Origin of the sequence: Gillisella vitis, assembly GCF_001541345.2 — a bacterium.
GTDB lineage: Bacteria > Pseudomonadota > Alphaproteobacteria > Rhizobiales > Rhizobiaceae > Allorhizobium > Allorhizobium vitis.
Genome location: NZ_LMVL02000005.1, coordinates 225,823 through 240,605 on the forward strand (window position 1 = coordinate 225,823; position 14,783 = coordinate 240,605).

The 14,783-nt window shown below is 58.3% G+C and carries 15 protein-coding genes; 5 read left to right on the forward strand and 10 right to left on the reverse strand.

Translation table 11 applies throughout. From position 1 onward, the window contains the following. Positions 1–78 precede the first annotated feature (78 nt). A complete protein-coding gene (locus tag ASB66_RS18365) occupies positions 79–741 on the forward strand; it encodes an outer membrane lipoprotein carrier protein LolA (protein WP_060718730.1) in 663 nt (220 codons plus the stop codon). A gap of 134 nt (positions 742–875) precedes the next feature. Next, positions 876–1,679 (forward strand): exodeoxyribonuclease III, encoded by an 804-nt coding sequence (locus ASB66_RS18370; RefSeq protein ID WP_060718729.1) that lies wholly within the window; start codon positions 876–878, stop codon positions 1,677–1,679. A 132-nt stretch (positions 1,680–1,811) separates the two neighbouring features. Here the strand turns inward: ASB66_RS18370 and ASB66_RS18375 are convergent, their stop codons facing one another. Beyond that, complete coding sequence (locus ASB66_RS18375) at positions 1,812–2,267, reverse strand: cyclic nucleotide-binding domain-containing protein (protein ID WP_060718728.1); 456 nt, start codon at positions 2,265–2,267, stop codon at positions 1,812–1,814. Between the two features lie 37 nt (positions 2,268–2,304). Continuing rightward, positions 2,305–2,988, reverse strand: coding sequence for a response regulator transcription factor (locus ASB66_RS18380; protein ID WP_015917473.1), 684 nt, complete (start codon positions 2,986–2,988; stop codon positions 2,305–2,307). A gap of 119 nt (positions 2,989–3,107) precedes the next feature. Here ASB66_RS18380 and ASB66_RS18385 point away from each other — a divergent pair, with 119 nt between their 5' ends. Next, positions 3,108–3,668, forward strand: coding sequence for a L,D-transpeptidase family protein (locus ASB66_RS18385; RefSeq protein ID WP_060718727.1), 561 nt, complete (start codon positions 3,108–3,110; stop codon positions 3,666–3,668). A 154-nt stretch (positions 3,669–3,822) separates the two neighbouring features. Further along, the gene (locus ASB66_RS18390) at positions 3,823–4,653 is read left to right on the forward strand and encodes an aldo/keto reductase (RefSeq protein ID WP_060718726.1); all 831 of its coding nucleotides are present in this window, start codon (positions 3,823–3,825) and stop codon (positions 4,651–4,653) included. A 178-nt stretch (positions 4,654–4,831) separates the two neighbouring features. On the opposite strand, the gene leuC is transcribed toward ASB66_RS18390, so the two are convergent. Further along, positions 4,832–6,241, reverse strand: coding sequence for a 3-isopropylmalate dehydratase large subunit (leuC, locus tag ASB66_RS18395; protein WP_060718725.1), 1,410 nt, complete (start codon positions 6,239–6,241; stop codon positions 4,832–4,834). A 321-nt stretch (positions 6,242–6,562) separates the two neighbouring features. Then, positions 6,563–8,266: an O-linked N-acetylglucosamine transferase family protein gene (locus tag ASB66_RS18400; RefSeq protein WP_060718724.1), complete on the reverse strand. Its 1,704-nt coding sequence runs from the start codon at positions 8,264–8,266 to the stop codon at positions 6,563–6,565. Between the two features lie 272 nt (positions 8,267–8,538). Between ASB66_RS18400 and ASB66_RS18405 the strand changes: the two genes are divergently transcribed. After that, the gene (locus ASB66_RS18405; RefSeq protein WP_060718723.1) at positions 8,539–9,558 is read left to right on the forward strand and encodes a glycosyltransferase family protein; all 1,020 of its coding nucleotides are present in this window, start codon (positions 8,539–8,541) and stop codon (positions 9,556–9,558) included. On the opposite strand, the gene ASB66_RS18410 is transcribed toward ASB66_RS18405, so the two are convergent. The 6 genes from ASB66_RS18410 to ASB66_RS18435 form a co-directional block, all read right to left on the reverse strand. Further along, positions 9,555–10,379 (reverse strand): amino acid ABC transporter permease, encoded by an 825-nt coding sequence (locus tag ASB66_RS18410; RefSeq protein WP_070152772.1) that lies wholly within the window; start codon positions 10,377–10,379, stop codon positions 9,555–9,557. The two genes, ASB66_RS18405 and ASB66_RS18410, sit on opposite strands and share 4 nt — an antisense overlap. Before the next feature lie 17 nt (positions 10,380–10,396). Continuing rightward, a complete protein-coding gene (locus ASB66_RS18415) occupies positions 10,397–11,194 on the reverse strand; it encodes a transporter substrate-binding domain-containing protein (protein WP_060718722.1) in 798 nt (265 codons plus the stop codon). A gap of 85 nt (positions 11,195–11,279) precedes the next feature. Then, a complete protein-coding gene (gene copD, locus ASB66_RS18420; protein WP_060718721.1) occupies positions 11,280–12,161 on the reverse strand; it encodes a copper homeostasis membrane protein CopD in 882 nt (293 codons plus the stop codon). Further along, on the reverse strand, positions 12,158–12,529 hold the full coding sequence (gene copC / locus ASB66_RS18425; protein ID WP_114386827.1) for a copper homeostasis periplasmic binding protein CopC: 372 nt from the start codon (positions 12,527–12,529) through the stop codon (positions 12,158–12,160). The genes copD and copC overlap by 4 nt, the downstream gene beginning before the upstream one ends. Before the next feature lie 71 nt (positions 12,530–12,600). After that, positions 12,601–14,013, reverse strand: coding sequence for a PepSY-associated TM helix domain-containing protein (locus tag ASB66_RS18430; protein WP_060718719.1), 1,413 nt, complete (start codon positions 14,011–14,013; stop codon positions 12,601–12,603). A gap of 234 nt (positions 14,014–14,247) precedes the next feature. Further along, positions 14,248–14,625 (reverse strand): hypothetical protein, encoded by a 378-nt coding sequence (locus ASB66_RS18435; protein WP_234613196.1) that lies wholly within the window; start codon positions 14,623–14,625, stop codon positions 14,248–14,250. Between the last annotated feature and the right edge of the window lie 158 nt (positions 14,626–14,783).

Below are 14,783 nucleotides of genomic sequence, written 5' to 3' on the forward strand. Positions count from 1 at the left end.
TTTCGACGTTCACGATCCGGTGTGGTCACCATGGCGCCCGGTTTGCGCCTTATGGAACAGGGGCAAAAGGAGAAAAGAATGCAAAAGAAGACGTTTGCCCCGGCAGGCATGGCAGGGATGATTGGCCGTCGGGGATTTATTGGCCTGGCGGCTGCTGGGATTGCTGTTGTGGCCACCGGCGCCACAGTGTCACCCGCATACGCTCAGGCCCAGGCCAGCGCCGCCCAAAGGATCGCGGATCATTTTGCCTCGGTGAAAACCATGATGGGCGAATTCGTGCAGTTTGGCCCACGCGGTGAACAGACAGCCGGAAAATTCTACATAGAGCGTCCGGGCAAACTGCGCTTCAACTATGAGCAGCCGTCACCGATGCGGGTGATTTCCGATGGTCGTAACGTGGCAATCGGCAACCTGAAAATGAAGACCTGGGATGTTTATCCGCTGTCGAAGACGCCGCTGAGCCTGCTTCTGTCCGACCGCATCGACCTTGGCCACCAGATGGTGCGGCAGGTCAAGGAAGAGCAGGATCTGACGACCATCGTGCTGGGCGACAAGTCGATCTTCGGCGACCAGACCATTACCCTGATGTTTGATCCAAAGACCTTCGAGCTGCGGCAATGGACGGTGACCGATGCGCAGGGCAAGGACACGTCGGTGATGATCTTCAACGTCCAGCAGGGCGTCAATTTCGATGAAAAAGTCTTCGAAGTTCCCTATGACGATATCCGCAATCGCGGCTGAGCGGCGGTTGAACGATCTCTAACGGATTGAGGCTCGAAATCTGAAGATTTCGGGCCTTTTGACTGTCAAAATTCTACGAGTTTGCATAAAGGGATGAGCAATGCCGGATCTGTTCGGCGCTGAAGGATCTCGTCATGACTTTTTCCCTGACCACCTGGAATATCAATTCGGTGCGGCTGCGCATGCCGATCGTCGAGCATTTTCTGAAACTGCGTCAGCCGGATATTCTCTGCCTTCAGGAAATCAAATGCCAGAACCATGAGTTTCCGTTGGAGGCTTTTCAGGCGCTGGGCTATCCCTATGCCATTCTGCATGGCCAGAAGGGCTATCACGGCGTTGCTACTGTTTCGAAATTTCCGTTGAGCGAAGATCACCGGCAGGATTTCTGCGGCGTGGGCGACAGCCGTCACATCTCGGCGATTTTCGAGTGGAACGGGAGGCGTATTCGCCTGCATAATTTCTATGTGCCGGCCGGTGGTGATGAGCCTAACCGGGACATCAATCCGAAATTCGGCCACAAGCTGGATTTCGTCGAGGAAATGAAGGCGCTGTCTGCCACTGCCGAGCCGGAAACCTCCGCCATTCTGGTTGGCGATCTCAACATCGCACCGCTAGAGCACGATGTCTGGTCCCATAAAGCACTGCTGAAAATTGTCAGTCACACGCCGGTGGAAACCACAGGCCTGCTCGACGTGATCGATCGCGGCGGCTGGGTGGACCTGATGCGGGAACTGGTCGATCCATCGCAAAAACTCTATACGTGGTGGAGCTACCGGGCCAAGGACTGGGACGCCGCCGACAAGGGCCGCCGTCTCGACCATATCTGGTCATCGCCGGATCTGTTACCGTCGCTGAAAACCATCGAGATCTTGCGCGAAGCGCGCGGCTGGGAAAAGCCGTCCGACCACGTGCCTGTTACTGCTAAGTTTGACTTGTAACGGAGAAAGGCAAATATGCCGAGGTTTCATACCCTTGAAGCGACTATGCAGTAGATATAAATCGGCTACAGCGCCATATGTGGCGCAATACGTTATAATCGCGTCAAGGGCCTTTGGAGTAATCCTGGCGTGTTACCGAAAACGCTCTTCCATGCCCTTTGCACCGGTCGCCAGTGCCATGAGGTTTTGCCGGATGCGCTCCTGCATGATCAGGCCGAGCTGCGGATATTCCTCCAGCAGCCGGTGGAACAGCGGGCGGGGAATACGCAGCACTTCGGAATCCTCAAGCGCGATGGCGGTGTATTTGCGCTCCACCATAGTCGCCAGCGCCAGTTCCGATAGCATGGTGCCAGGACCGGCCACGGCGGCGACTTGCGGCTTGCCATCGCGGCCTGTGTTGGAAAGCTCGAACCGGCCGCGCACCACCACATAGGCGCATTCAGCCGGAGAGTGTTCCCGAAACAGCGGCTGGCCCTGGCCGATGGGCCTGTGTTCGGCACCAAAGGCGATCAGCCGTAATTGGTCCGGCTCCAGGCCCTGAAACAGCGCCAGGGATGAGAGCAGTTGCATGTCATCGCTCAGCGCCATCAAGAATGCTCCGGTTCAGGGTCCGTTTAATGTCCGTTTAGGGAATAATCTTGTAACCGCCGTTTTCGGTGACCAGAATTTCGGCATTGGACGGGTCCCGTTCTATCTTCTGGCGCAGGCGATAGACATGGGTTTCCAGCGTATGGGTGGTGACGCCGGAGTTGTATCCCCAGACTTCTTCCAGCAGCACGTCGCGGGTGACGACTTTCTGCCCGGCGCGGTAGAGATAGCGGATGATGGCCGCTTCCTTTTCCGTCAGGCGGATTTTCTTGCCGTCCTCGGTGGTCAGCAGCTTCTGGCTTGGCTTGAACAGATAGGGACCGACGGTAAACGTGGCATCCTCGCTCTGCTCGTGCTGGCGCAACTGCGCACGGATGCGGGCCAGCAGAACCGCAAAGCGGAATGGCTTGGTGACATAGTCATTCGCACCGGCCTCAAGCCCCAGAATGGTGTCGGAATCGGTGTCGTGGCCGGTCAGCATGATGACAGGGGCCTTGAAGCCGCCCTTGCGCAGCAGTTTCACGGCTTCGCGGCCATCCATGTCCGGCAGGCCGACATCCATGATCATCAGGTCCACTTGGCCATTGCGGGCCGCCTGCACGCCCTTGGTGGCGTTGGATTCCTGCTGGATCGAAAATTCCTCGTAAAGGGAAAGTTGTTCCACCAGCGTTTCGCGCAGGTCATCGTCGTCATCGACCAGAAGGATCGTCCGAGCAGCCATACCTGATATACTCCCAAGCAGTGAACAGGCCAGATTGCACTGTTCTTGAAATCATTGTCTTATCTAGCCAACTCACTCTACAAGAAAAGTGTTCGACAAAGCAAAACTCCGTGAGCGAAATGCCAAACCCAGTTTCCAGAGCCGGGGCTCAACCGCGCCAAGGTCTTCGCAGTATTGTGGTGCGCCGCAAGCCCGGTTGCAAGAGCCAGGCCATCGTTCAGGCCGGACCGCTGCGGTTTCCTGCCGCCATCGGACGGTCGGGCATCACGGCCTTCAAGCGCGAGGGCGATGGCGCAACCCCACGGGCATCGATGCGGTTGCTTTACGGCTACTTTCGGGCGGAGTCTCGTGAGGCCATACGCTCGCGCCTGCCCTTGAGGTCGATTCGTGCTGACATGCTGTGGTGCGATGCGCCGAGCCATCCGGCCTATAACCGTCCGGTCAAGGCGCCTTTCACCCCCAGACATGAGCGGTTGCAGCGCCAGGACCGGCTCTATGATATCTGCCTGGTGATGGACTGGAATTTTACCCGGCGCAAACAAGGCAGCGGGTCTGCAATCTTTTTCCATATTGCCCGGCCTGATTATGCCCCCACGGAGGGCTGCGTGGCGATCAGCCCCGCCGACATGCGTCGCCTGCTGGCGGTTGTTTCACAGGCCACCATTGTCACGGTTTTGTGAAGACATACCTCCCTGATACAAACACCGGGCTGCCGGGGTGGGAAACACATTGCCCATGCCTATCTATAGACCCGGCATCATGGAATGCGCCTTCTAAAGGTCGTCGCGGTTCTTGCCCGATCTTAAACCTCGATCTCGAATGGGAGACCCTTACGTGGCAGATCAATCCTACATTTCCTTTTCCGACGGCAAAAGCATCCCGCAGGTGGGTCTCGGCGTCTGGCAAACACCCAATAGCGAAGCGGCACCTGCGGTGCGGTCCGCGCTGTCATCAGGTTATCGCCATATCGATACGGCTGCCGTCTATGAAAACGAGGAGGGTGTCGGCGAAGGCATCCGCTCTTCCGGCATCGACCGTGGCGATATTTTCCTGACCACCAAGCTGTGGAACAATGAGCAGGGCTTCGACAATACCCTCAAAGCTTTCGACGCCAGCCTGAAACGGCTCGGCACCGATTATGTCGATCTCTACCTGATCCACTGGCCATCACCGCATCGCGGCCTGTTTGTCGAGACCTGGAAGGCCTTTATCCAATTGAAGGAGGAGGGCCGGGCGCGCTCTATCGGCGTGTCGAATTTCTATCCGGAGCATCTGAAGACGATCATCGATGAAACCGGCGTGGTGCCTGTCATCAACCAGATCGAACTGCATCCGGATTTCCAGCAGAAACAAGCCCGCGAATTCCACCAGGCCCACGGTATCATCACCCAGTCCTGGAGCCCACTTGGCCAGGGTAAGCTGTTGGACAATCCGGTGATCGGCAAAATCGCGGCCAAGCATGGCCGCACGGCGGCCCAGATCATCATCCGCTGGCATATCGAAAGCGGGCTGGTGGTGATCCCGAAATCCGTTACGCCCTCGCGCATCGAAGAGAATTTCAAGGTGTTCGATTTCAGCCTCGATCCTGAGGATATGACTGAGATCGCTGCGCTCGACAGCTCATCGACCCGCATTGGACCCGATCCGATGACGGCGAGCTTCTGATTTCACGTGAATCATTGACTAAAGCATTTCCAGGAAAAGTGTGAAGCGGTTTTACGTCCGGAAATGCGTAAGAGCAAAGGCCTAGAGCATGTCAGCGCTTCGTTGAAGCGCTGACATGCTCTAGAAACAAGAAAGGCGGCTCAAGAGCCGCCTTTCTGATGAAGAGTTCGAGACTATCTCACTTCCACTCGCGGATATCGACGAAATGGCCGGCAATGGCAGCGGCAGCGGCCATGGCGGGGGAAACGAGGTGAGTGCGGCCCTTGTAGCCCTGGCGGCCTTCGAAATTGCGGTTCGAGGTCGAGGCGCAGCGTTCTTCCGGCTTCAGGCGGTCGTCGTTCATCGCCAGGCACATGGAACAGCCCGGCTCACGCCATTCGCAACCGGCATCGAGGAAGATCTTGTCGAGACCTTCGGCTTCCGCCTGTTCCTTGACGAGGCCAGACCCCGGAACCACCATGGCAGAAACCGTCGATGCCACTTTGCGATCCTTCAGCACGGCGGCTGCGGCGCGCAGGTCTTCGATGCGGCCATTGGTGCAGGAACCGATAAACACCCGGTCGATGGCGATATCGGTGATCTTGGTGCCGGGCTTCAGGCCCATATAGTCGAGCGCCCTCCACTTCGATGTCCGCTTGTTTTCATCAGCGATATCGTCCGGGTTCGGCACGGTGCCCTGAACCGAAATCACATCTTCCGGCGAAGAGCCCCAGGAGACGATGGGCGGCAGGTTGGCGGCATCCAGCACGACGGTGCGGTCGAAATGGGCACCTTCATCGGTATGCAGCGTCTTCCAGTATTGAAGCGCCATGTCCAGCTCTTCACCCTTCGGCGCGCGGGGCTTGCCCTTGATATATTCGAAGGTCTTTTCATCAGGCGCAATCAGGCCAGCACGGGCGCCGCCTTCGATCGTCATGTTGCAGACGGTCATGCGGCCTTCCATCGACAGGGCCTGAATGGCTTCACCGGCAAATTCGATGACGTGGCCGGTGCCGCCAGCTGTGCCGATTTCACCGATGATGGCGAGAATGATGTCCTTGGCAGTGACGCCAGCCGGCAGCTTGCCATCGACACGCACCAGCATGTTCTTGGCCTTCTTCTGGATCAAGGTCTGGGTGGCCAGAACATGTTCCACTTCCGACGTGCCGATACCATGCGCCAAGGCACCAAAGGCACCGTGGGTCGAGGTATGGCTGTCGCCGCAGACAATGGTCATGCCGGGCAGGGTAAAGCCCTGTTCAGGGCCGACGATATGCACGATGCCCTGGCGCTTGTCTTTTTCAGAATAATATTCGACGCCGAAGTCAGCGGCATTCTTGGCCAGCGCCTCGACCTGGATGCGGCTTTCCTCGTTCTTGATGCCCTCGGCCCGATCCGGCGTGGTCGGTACGTTATGGTCAACGACGGCCAGTGTGCGGGTTGGTGCATGCACCTTGCGGCCAGCCATGCGCAGACCTTCAAAGGCCTGCGGGCTCGTTACCTCATGCACGAGGTGGCGGTCGATATAGAGAAGACAGGTGCCGTCATCCTGGCGATCCACCAGATGGTCATCGAAAATCTTGTCGTAGAGGGTACGGGGTGCGCTCATGGCTGTTCATCCGTCGAAGGGTTGAAAAGGGATTGGGTCATATGACCGTGTCAAAGACTGTTTGCAAGATCGGGGAGTGTTTGCAAGACTATCGCAGGTGCAGGTCGCACCGCGAGGAGCGACTTAAGCCAGCTGATTGCCAAGCGCTCCGGCAACGCGCGCAAAGAAACGTGCCGGAAGACGCTTGTGGTCTTGCAGCACGAATATGTCAGGCGCGAGACATCCGAATTTAGATCCCATGGCGGTCTGATACCAGTTTTCAAGCCAAACAGCAATTCAAAGATTGAAGGCTTCGCAGTGCATGAAGGACGGGGGAGGAGCCTACGCTTGCGGGTTGGTAACCGAAAAATCCTCAGGTTCCAGTCCCGCCGCTGCCCGGCCTGCCATGCTCCGATAGGCCGCCTCCAGATGACTGGTAAAGCTAGCCACATCGAAAACCGGTGAGACTGCGTTTTGCGCAAGAATCTTCTGCTTCAGGGCCGCGCGCGCGCGCTTGTCCCGGGCCAGGGTGGCGCAGAGGGCCACATAGGCATCGGCATCGCGAGCGATCAATTCGTCCAGGCCATGCGCATGCAGCAGGCTCGCGGTTATGCGGCTGGCAAAATTTACGCCCGGAAAGGTCGGAATTGGTAGTCCGGCCTGAAGCGCGGCGAGCGTTGAGGATTGATTGTTGCTCGGGAAGCAATCGAGCGCGATATCGGCCAGTTGTATCCAGCTTGCGTGCTCCGTTGCTCGGGCTGGGGTGCAGAAGAGCAGCCGGTTTTCATCAATGCCCTGGCGCTTCATCCAGGCGCTGAAATTGCTGCGGGCGTAATTGTTGTCGCAGGTGCTCCAGAGCACACTATCATCGGTCTGGAGTAGAATATCGCGCCAGAGATCGGCAGTGCGCGGTGATATGCTGTCTATAGGGTGGAAAGCTGCCAGGATTATCCGGTTTTCAGGCAGGCCGCGCTGCTGGCGCGACTGGGCTGGCGGATTTAGGGTGGGTGGGGTGACGGTGAAAGCCTCTGGGAGATAGCAGATCGCCGGACTATAGGGCGCTTCAGTTTTGGCTGTCGCTGCGCTTGCTTTCACTGGTTGGGGCAAAACCACCGTATCGGCGAGAAGGTAATCGCAGACGAGGCCGGTTCTGGTGCCGGGATGGCCGGCCATCGCCAGATGTAGCGGCGCGATCCGGTGCCGCAGAAGATTCGGGCGGCCTTGTTCGCCATAGCCCAGCGGATCGACCAGGATATCGATCCCGGCAGTTCGCAGCGTTGCTACGGCATCGTCTTCGCGCAGATCGCTGATGCTGAGCGACGGGATTTCCTTGCTTGCTTCATCGGCTGTTTGTAGCCTGGAGCCAATAAGCAGAACCTCGAAATCCGCTTGGTCATGGGCCGCGGCAAGGGACAAGACCAGACAGCGTTGCGGATCGTCCTGCGGTTCATCGGCAAGCAGGTAGGCAATTTTCAGCTTTGAGCCAGCATGCTTTTTCCAGGTTTGCGAGGCCGGCTTCGCTGCCGGTAAATCGCTGCGCCAGAGGCCATTCAATATCTCGTCATCGCACCAGCTCAGATGAACAGTCTGGCTATCGACCGAATAATAGGCCTCCTGCCGCCGGTTCAGACGGTCGCGGACCGCCTGGTCACTGACGCGCATTTCGTCGATATTCAAGGTGTGCCGGAGCGTGGCTCGGTAGGTCTGCCAGGAGTGAAGATCGAAGCCGCCAGCTCGGATGGCGCGTCTTGATGCTGTAAGCGCCTCGATTTCCAACGCGCTTGCCTTTTCGACCCCGGATCGTTCCATCTTGTCCGCGAGGGTAATCAGGACAGAGGCTTGAGCAGGCAGTAGTTTGCCAGCGCGTCGGTAAAATGTGGCAGCCTCGGTGAATTGTTCAAGTTTCGCGCAGCATTGGGCCATGACCAGCAAGGCTTGAGGTCCGGCATCCTGGTTTTTTGCCAGGAGAGGCTGTAATGTGGCGTAGGTTCCCTGATAGTCACCCGAGACGTAAAGCGCCAATGCTGCGGCAAGATTGTCGGACATCGCGTCTGCTGCCATTCCTGTTCTACCAAAGCACCGAAATGCTTATATATTCATGCCTTGAAGGCAGTGCAAAACTCTCATACGCCTCAGTCGGTTGACCGTTTTGCAAAAGCAATACCAACGGTCATGTTCGATGACTGGTGGTATTCTTCGCCCGGCAATATACGGCTGGTCTGGTGCAGGGCTTGTCATGCATCCAGCTTGAGGAAACATTGCCTCTCTATGGGTTTGCCGTTGCACAACCCTGTTGCATTTGTTTCGGAAAACCCTGCATGTCCCAGCTTTCCATAGTCGTTCCAAGCCGTCGATCGCTGGTTCAGAGCCGGTTTTCACTGGAAACTGCGGTGATCTGTGCGGAAAAACTGGATGCCGTGTTGATCGTGTCTGACAATTCCGGCGATCCGGCCAAGGCGGAATGGTTGCAAGGCCTCGGCGGGCGGGTGCGCTACCTGCATTCCAGCGCCGAGGATGCTGTTGCCAATCTGGTCAATGCACTCGACCACGTGGCAACACCGTTTCTAATGCCCTTTGCGGATGACGATGCGGTCTATGTTCTCGACGGCCTGCCGGTGGGCGATCTGTCCTCCCTGCCGCAGGATGTCATCGGTGTGCGACCGCGCACGATGATCTGGCGTGACGATGCGGGCGTGGCTGATGTCGTTACCGCCAATCTGGATGCAGACGGCCCTTCGGCGCGGATACAGCAGTATGTCGATACGACCGGCGGCAATAACGCGCTTTACTACAGTATTTTTCGCAGCCAGCTATTTGCAGGGGTCCTGAAGACTTTCAACGCGCACCATCCGACGCGGGGCGCCTATTGCGATTGGAGTTTCGTCGCCGCTTTCCTGTGTTGTGGCAAGGTGTTGCATGATCCGGCGCTGATCTATTGCTATGATCTCGGGCAATGGAACTCTGTGGCGACTTTGGAGACCTCGTTTGACACGCTGCTGCTTCAAGTCGGCTTGCCGGCAACGGCGCGCCATTATCATGAATTTCTGTTGTTTCTGGATCTGCATAGCCTGCTTGGCTGGCGCGGCTTGCCTTTTGCTCCCCATGACCGCGGTGACGGGCTGCAAGCCAATATCCGGTTCAATCTGCGGGTATTCTGCAATCGGGTGGCCCGTCAGCCAGATCTCTATCCGCAGGAGGTCAAGGATGCGGTGGTGGCGCTTGGCAATAGTACCGATCCGGAAACGCTCTTTGCGACGATCCTGCCGGTGGCCGACAGCCTGAGACCTGGTCTTGCCGGAGAGTATCGCCGGTATCGAGCCGTGCTTGATGACGTTTAGGCTCGCTGGCCATCGCGCGATCGCATCCGCTTTTCCACGCGGCGCAGGATGAGCGACAGGCCGATGGTGAGGATCAGATAAATATAGGCGACGATGGAATAGGTCTCGAAAAACCGGAAGGACCCGGAGGCATAGATCTTTCCGGCCTGGCTGATATCGGCGACACCCAGTACTGAAACCAGTGAGCTATCCTTGACCATGGCAACGAAATCATTGGAGAGCGGCGGGAAAATCACCCGGATGGCTTGAGGCAGTATCACCAGGCGAAACCGTTGCGCGCGGTTCAGCCCCAGCGATTTGGCCGCCTCGATCTGTCCCTTGTCGATGGATTCGATGCCGGCCCTGAAGATTTCGGCGATAAAGGCCGAATAACCGATGCAAAGCGCAAAAATCGCCCGCCACATCAGAGAGACATCGCGCACCTGAAGCGGTTCCAGCCAACCGGAGGAAACAAGCGGGGCGGTCAGGGTATTATAGAGCGCAACGAAGCCGGGCGCGCCGACGAAGGCCACGTAAAACAGCAGGACCAGGACCGGAATGCCCCTGACGATCTCGATATAGAACCGCGCGGCCTGGCGCAGCACGATGCTGTCGGCCATGCCTGCCAGCGCGATCAGCAGACCAAGCATGGAGGCGAGCGCAAAACCGGTCAGCGTGACGAAAACGGTGACGCCGATACCGCGGGATACCGTTTCGAACACCTGGGTATAGAGGTCGTTGACCGCGATGGTGATGGCCAGCGCCAGAGCCAGAAGGCCAAGCGCCACCAGCCACCAGGGAAAATCCTGCTTGCTACCGTTCGGAAGGGTCTGGAAGGCCATGGAAAGCTGCCTGGCCGTCAATCACCCAGCTTGTAATCGAGGAACCACTTCTTGTTCAGGGCGTCGAACGTGCCATCGGCCTTCAGGGCCGCGATGGCGGCATTGACCGGCTTGACCAGATCCGAACCCTTTGGGAAGATGAAGCCGAAATCCTCTGTCCCCAGCGGCTCGCCGACGATTTTCATGGCTCCGTTGGAGGCATCGACATAGCCTTTGCCTGCCGTGCTGTCGGTGAGCACCAAATCGACATCGCCGGTTTTCAAGGCTTGTACGGTCGCGCCGAAGGTTTCGAACAGTTTGATGCGTGGGTTCTGTTCGTTGCCGTCAAGCACTTCGTAGACCGCGGTGTAGAACGGGCTTGTGCCGGGCTGAGCGCCAATCAGGCCCTTATCGAAGGCCTTGAAGCTCTTGGCATCGGTAAAGCGGGCCTCATCGCCGCGCACCAGCATCAATTGCTGCGAGCGCATATAGGGATCGGAGAAATCGACCTTTTCCTTGCGGTCTTCCTTGATGGTGATGCCGGTCATGCCGATATTGTACTGGCCGTCGGCAACCGACTGGATCATCGCGTCCCAGGATGTGTTCTGATATTCGACCTTGAAATTCAACCGCTTGGCGATCTCGTTCATGGCGTCATATTCCCAGCCGATGGCCTTGCCGCTCTTCGGATCGACAAATTGTATCGGCGGATAGGCGTTTTCGGTCACGACGATCACCGTCTTGCCGCCGAGATCCGGCAGATCCGCAGCAAAGGCGGCGAAGGGGGCAAGCAAAAGAGCCGAAAGACCGGCGAGAACGGTGCGGCGCAAAGACATGAAAATAACTCCTGGACCATGTGGCGAGCGAACACTGTCACACATGATCCCTCCATTTCAAGGGACTTGAGGCCTTAACAGTCCTTCATCCCGGCTGCATCGTGCCGAAGGCGGAGACCAATGCGACAGCGGCAAGACCCATCCCACATTCCGCCAGCGTTCCGATTCGGATGGCGCGGATCGCGCTTGCCGGGCTGTGATGCATGCGCGGTACGAAGACGTAGCGGTTGATGATGGCGATTATCACCATGGTTGCAACGACACCGATCTTGAAGAGCAGCAATCTCTGATAGGGCATGCTGATATCGACAGCATGCGCGCCGACGATCAGCCAGGCGTTGAGTGCGCCACTGATCAAGGTCAGGGCAACGGCGACATGGCCTATGGTGGAAAACCGCATCAGTGCCGCCAGTGCCGGCGGCCTTGCGCGCTCATCCTGCATGGCCTGTAGCAACAGCACGACCGGCGGCAAGGCTCCGAGCCAGAGGCTGGCAGCCAGAAGATGCAGGCTGTGATTGACGAGATGCAGAAGGCCTGTCGCACCCGTCTCGGCAATCGCATGACCACTAAGGCTGAGGCTGATCAAGACCAAGGCGCCAAACAGCGTTACGACGATGCCGCGATGATGGCGAAAGATACAATAGGCCAGCAGGAGCGCGCCGGTGAGCCCTGCCTGTAGCCCGAGCGCCGCTCCGCTTCGCGTGGCCTGGAGCAGGTCGGCGACCAGGGTCGGCGTCACCGTTTGCCAGCCATCACCGAGCAAGGCTGCCTGGGCGGCGATCTTGCCGATGCCGGCAATCACCATGAGCGCGAGTGCGAGATGGAAAAATCTGGCCTGGCGGTGCTCGATATGCTTGGCAAGATCCTTGGCGACGGCAAGCAACAGAAAGCCATGCGCGCCCCAGAGGAAGAGCGCGCAGGTGTCGAACACCAGGCGGCAGAGGATGTTGACCTGTTCGGGTGTCACGGCTTGACGGTAAAGCTGGTCGTACCGTTCGACTTATGACCATCGACCGACAGAACATGCCATTCGACACTATAGGCACCAGGAGCCAGCGGCTCGCTGAGCGGAACGCTCAGGCCCTTGCCGTCCTTGCTGACCACGGCTTCACCGGTTTTGATCTTCTGTTGCTGCGGGCCGATGATATCGACGCCGGAAAATTTCGGCTCAAGCCCTTCGGTGAAGCTGAGATCGATGGTTTTCGGGGCGCTGGCAATGGTCGCCTTGTCCGCCGGGGCGACGCTGGCCAGATGAGCATGGGCAAAGGCTTGGCCTGCCAGGGCCAGGGCGCCGAAGAGGGCAAATGTGGAAAGTGTTCTGGATGTGACAGTCATGATCGTGTCCTTTGGTTTTGGGTGAGATGGATTGCAGGCGGCTTTCGATGCGCCGCCCTTTGAGTGTCGGTTTAGCTCAAGGCCCTTTTCAACGGTCTGATCCGGCGGATCAGCACCATATCGAGCAGGAGGACAGCCAGCAGCGCAGCGCCGGTCAGCGGAAACAGCAGGGAGGTGAGCAGCATGACGATCGCTCCGGTTTTCCAGAGGCGCATGTCGGCGGGATAGGCGGGGGCCATCAGCCGTGATGCGCCTTTCGGACGGCGTATCCACCACATGGCGATGCCGCTGACGCTGAGAAAGATCACCGCCAGGCAATAGACGGTGACGAGGATCAGGTTCCAAAGGCCGATTGTGCCCATGTGAAAGGAAACGCCGAGCGCCATCGTCTTGCCGGCGAGACCGTAGTTTTCATATTTGATATCGGCCAGGACCTTGCCGCTATAGCGATCGATATGCACGGTCCGGTCGGAGCGGGGATCGGTGCTGTCATTGCTCATGGTGTCGCGGGAAATGCTCCAGACGCCGCTTTCGTCCTTAGGAAAATTCAACTGAAAGCGATTGTTGAAGCCGATGGCCCGTGCATAGGCAATGACATTGTCCAGAGTCACGGTCTGTCCATCCGGCAGTCCGGCGTGACCGGCATGAGATCCGGACATCGGCATCGGTGCCTGTTCCAGCGTCCAGGGAACATCCTTGATGCTGCCATGGTTCATGGCGGCATGGGTCGCGTCGGACAGCGGGGCATCGCTCCATTTGCCGATCGGGAACGTGCTCCAGGCCTGGGTGAATTTTTCACCCCAGACGCCTGCCCAGCTCAAGCCCGAAACCAGAAAGACCAGAAGCAGGATCGAGGCGTAAAAGCCGATGGTGCGGTGCAGGGATTTCCACAGCTGGCGGCCTCTGTCGGTAAAACGGGGAATTAGCATCTGTGAGAACCGCTCGCCCTGACGCGGCCACCACATGTAAAGCCCGGTGATGACTAGCACGACACCGAAACCGGCGGCGATTTCGATCAGCCGGTCGCCGAGCGTGCCGATCAGCAGGTCGCTGTGAATGTTGTCGGCCAGGTCGTAGAGCCCGCTGCGGCGGCTCCACTGGCCCAGCACCTGCGCGTCATAGGGATTGACGGCGACCATCATCGACTCCTGGCCCCGATTGACCCGGAAAGCCGCGACACTTTCCGGTGTGGCTGGCGCGATATATTGGGCGATAACGCCTCCGGGAACGGCGGACAGTGCGGCATCTGCCTGTTGCGAGACAAGTGTCTGCGCAGATGTGGGGGTGACGGTGAAGGCCTTTTCTCCGTCGCGTCCGACCAGGGTGGCGCTCCACATCATGATCAGTCCTGTCACGGCCAGCACGATCAGGAAAGGGGCAACATAGAGCCCGGCATAGAAATGCCAGCGCCAGGCGGCAAAATAAAATCCTCTGGTTGAGGCTGCTACCGGCTTTTCGACCGGCAGGGATGTGATGGTGGACATGGTTGAAACCTTGGAAGAGTGCCTGATGGCTGGCTTGCTGGACATGCAATGGGCGGACATGCAAACGCATGTGATCCGGCAAAGCCCGCAAGGCCATAGGCGTGAATCTGATGGAGCAAAGCGTTAGCCGAAGAAAAAGCTGTTCGACCAAACCCTGTTGCCGACGATGGCCATACGTTCCTCGCTCTGCTGCAAGAGAGGCAGGGCGCAAGAGAGGCATGGCCGGATCAGATGTTAGCCAAGGGGTGGGGCGCGGGGCGCGCTATTGGGGGGAAAGATCCGGGCGATAACCGGTGCTTGAACAGGCGGACTTGCCGTTTCAAGGCTGGCTCTGGCCGCCACGCCAATCGTATCCGCTGGCATGGGCAACAGGATGGAGGCGCCGATACGGCAGGCTTCGCAGCCGCTTTGGGATAGATGTCCGTGCGGTTTGCCGTGATCCTCAGGTGTAAAGGAGGTTTGGCTGGAGATGCACAGGACCGGCAGAGAACCATCCGGCAGGGTATAGGCGGCAAATTCCGTCGGGATTTGCGGTGCTGCCAAGGCCTGAGGGGTTTTATGGGCAAAGCCGATGGCGACAACAGCGATCATGCACCAGACGTGCACCGCCATTCGCCATGTCATCTGCCCTGCGCGCATCCGCTTTCCCTTGATCGTGCCGGTTCTTTCGGACCGCCACAGCTTCATCAGCAGTAAGGGTGAGATCGCAATCTTTCAAGATCAATGTCTGGCAACGGCCCTGCGTCGCGTGGCCGCAGGGTTGTCCCTGT

What these genes read in the sequence shown, in the direction of transcription:
- ASB66_RS18365 (WP_060718730.1), top strand. Translation starts at nt 79, where the DNA reads ATGCAAAAGAAGACGTTTGCCCCGGCAGGCATGGCAGGGATGATTGGC.
- ASB66_RS18370 (WP_060718729.1), top strand. Translation starts at nt 876, where the DNA reads ATGACTTTTTCCCTGACCACCTGGAATATCAATTCGGTGCGGCTGCGC.
- ASB66_RS18375 (WP_060718728.1), bottom strand. Translation starts at nt 2,267, where the DNA reads ATGGCGCTGAGCGATGACATGCAACTGCTCTCATCCCTGGCGCTGTTT.
- ASB66_RS18380 (WP_015917473.1), bottom strand. Translation starts at nt 2,988, where the DNA reads ATGGCTGCTCGGACGATCCTTCTGGTCGATGACGACGATGACCTGCGC.
- ASB66_RS18385 (WP_060718727.1), top strand. Translation starts at nt 3,108, where the DNA reads ATGCCAAACCCAGTTTCCAGAGCCGGGGCTCAACCGCGCCAAGGTCTT.
- leuC (WP_060718725.1), bottom strand. Translation starts at nt 6,241, where the DNA reads ATGAGCGCACCCCGTACCCTCTACGACAAGATTTTCGATGACCATCTG.
- ASB66_RS18400 (WP_060718724.1), bottom strand. Translation starts at nt 8,266, where the DNA reads ATGTCCGACAATCTTGCCGCAGCATTGGCGCTTTACGTCTCGGGTGAC.
- ASB66_RS18405 (WP_060718723.1), top strand. Translation starts at nt 8,539, where the DNA reads ATGTCCCAGCTTTCCATAGTCGTTCCAAGCCGTCGATCGCTGGTTCAG.
- ASB66_RS18410 (WP_070152772.1), bottom strand. Translation starts at nt 10,379, where the DNA reads ATGGCCTTCCAGACCCTTCCGAACGGTAGCAAGCAGGATTTTCCCTGG.
- ASB66_RS18415 (WP_060718722.1), bottom strand. Translation starts at nt 11,194, where the DNA reads ATGTCTTTGCGCCGCACCGTTCTCGCCGGTCTTTCGGCTCTTTTGCTT.
- copC (WP_114386827.1), bottom strand. Translation starts at nt 12,529, where the DNA reads ATGACTGTCACATCCAGAACACTTTCCACATTTGCCCTCTTCGGCGCC.
- ASB66_RS18430 (WP_060718719.1), bottom strand. Translation starts at nt 14,013, where the DNA reads ATGTCCACCATCACATCCCTGCCGGTCGAAAAGCCGGTAGCAGCCTCA.
- ASB66_RS18435 (WP_234613196.1), bottom strand. Translation starts at nt 14,625, where the DNA reads ATGGCGGTGCACGTCTGGTGCATGATCGCTGTTGTCGCCATCGGCTTT.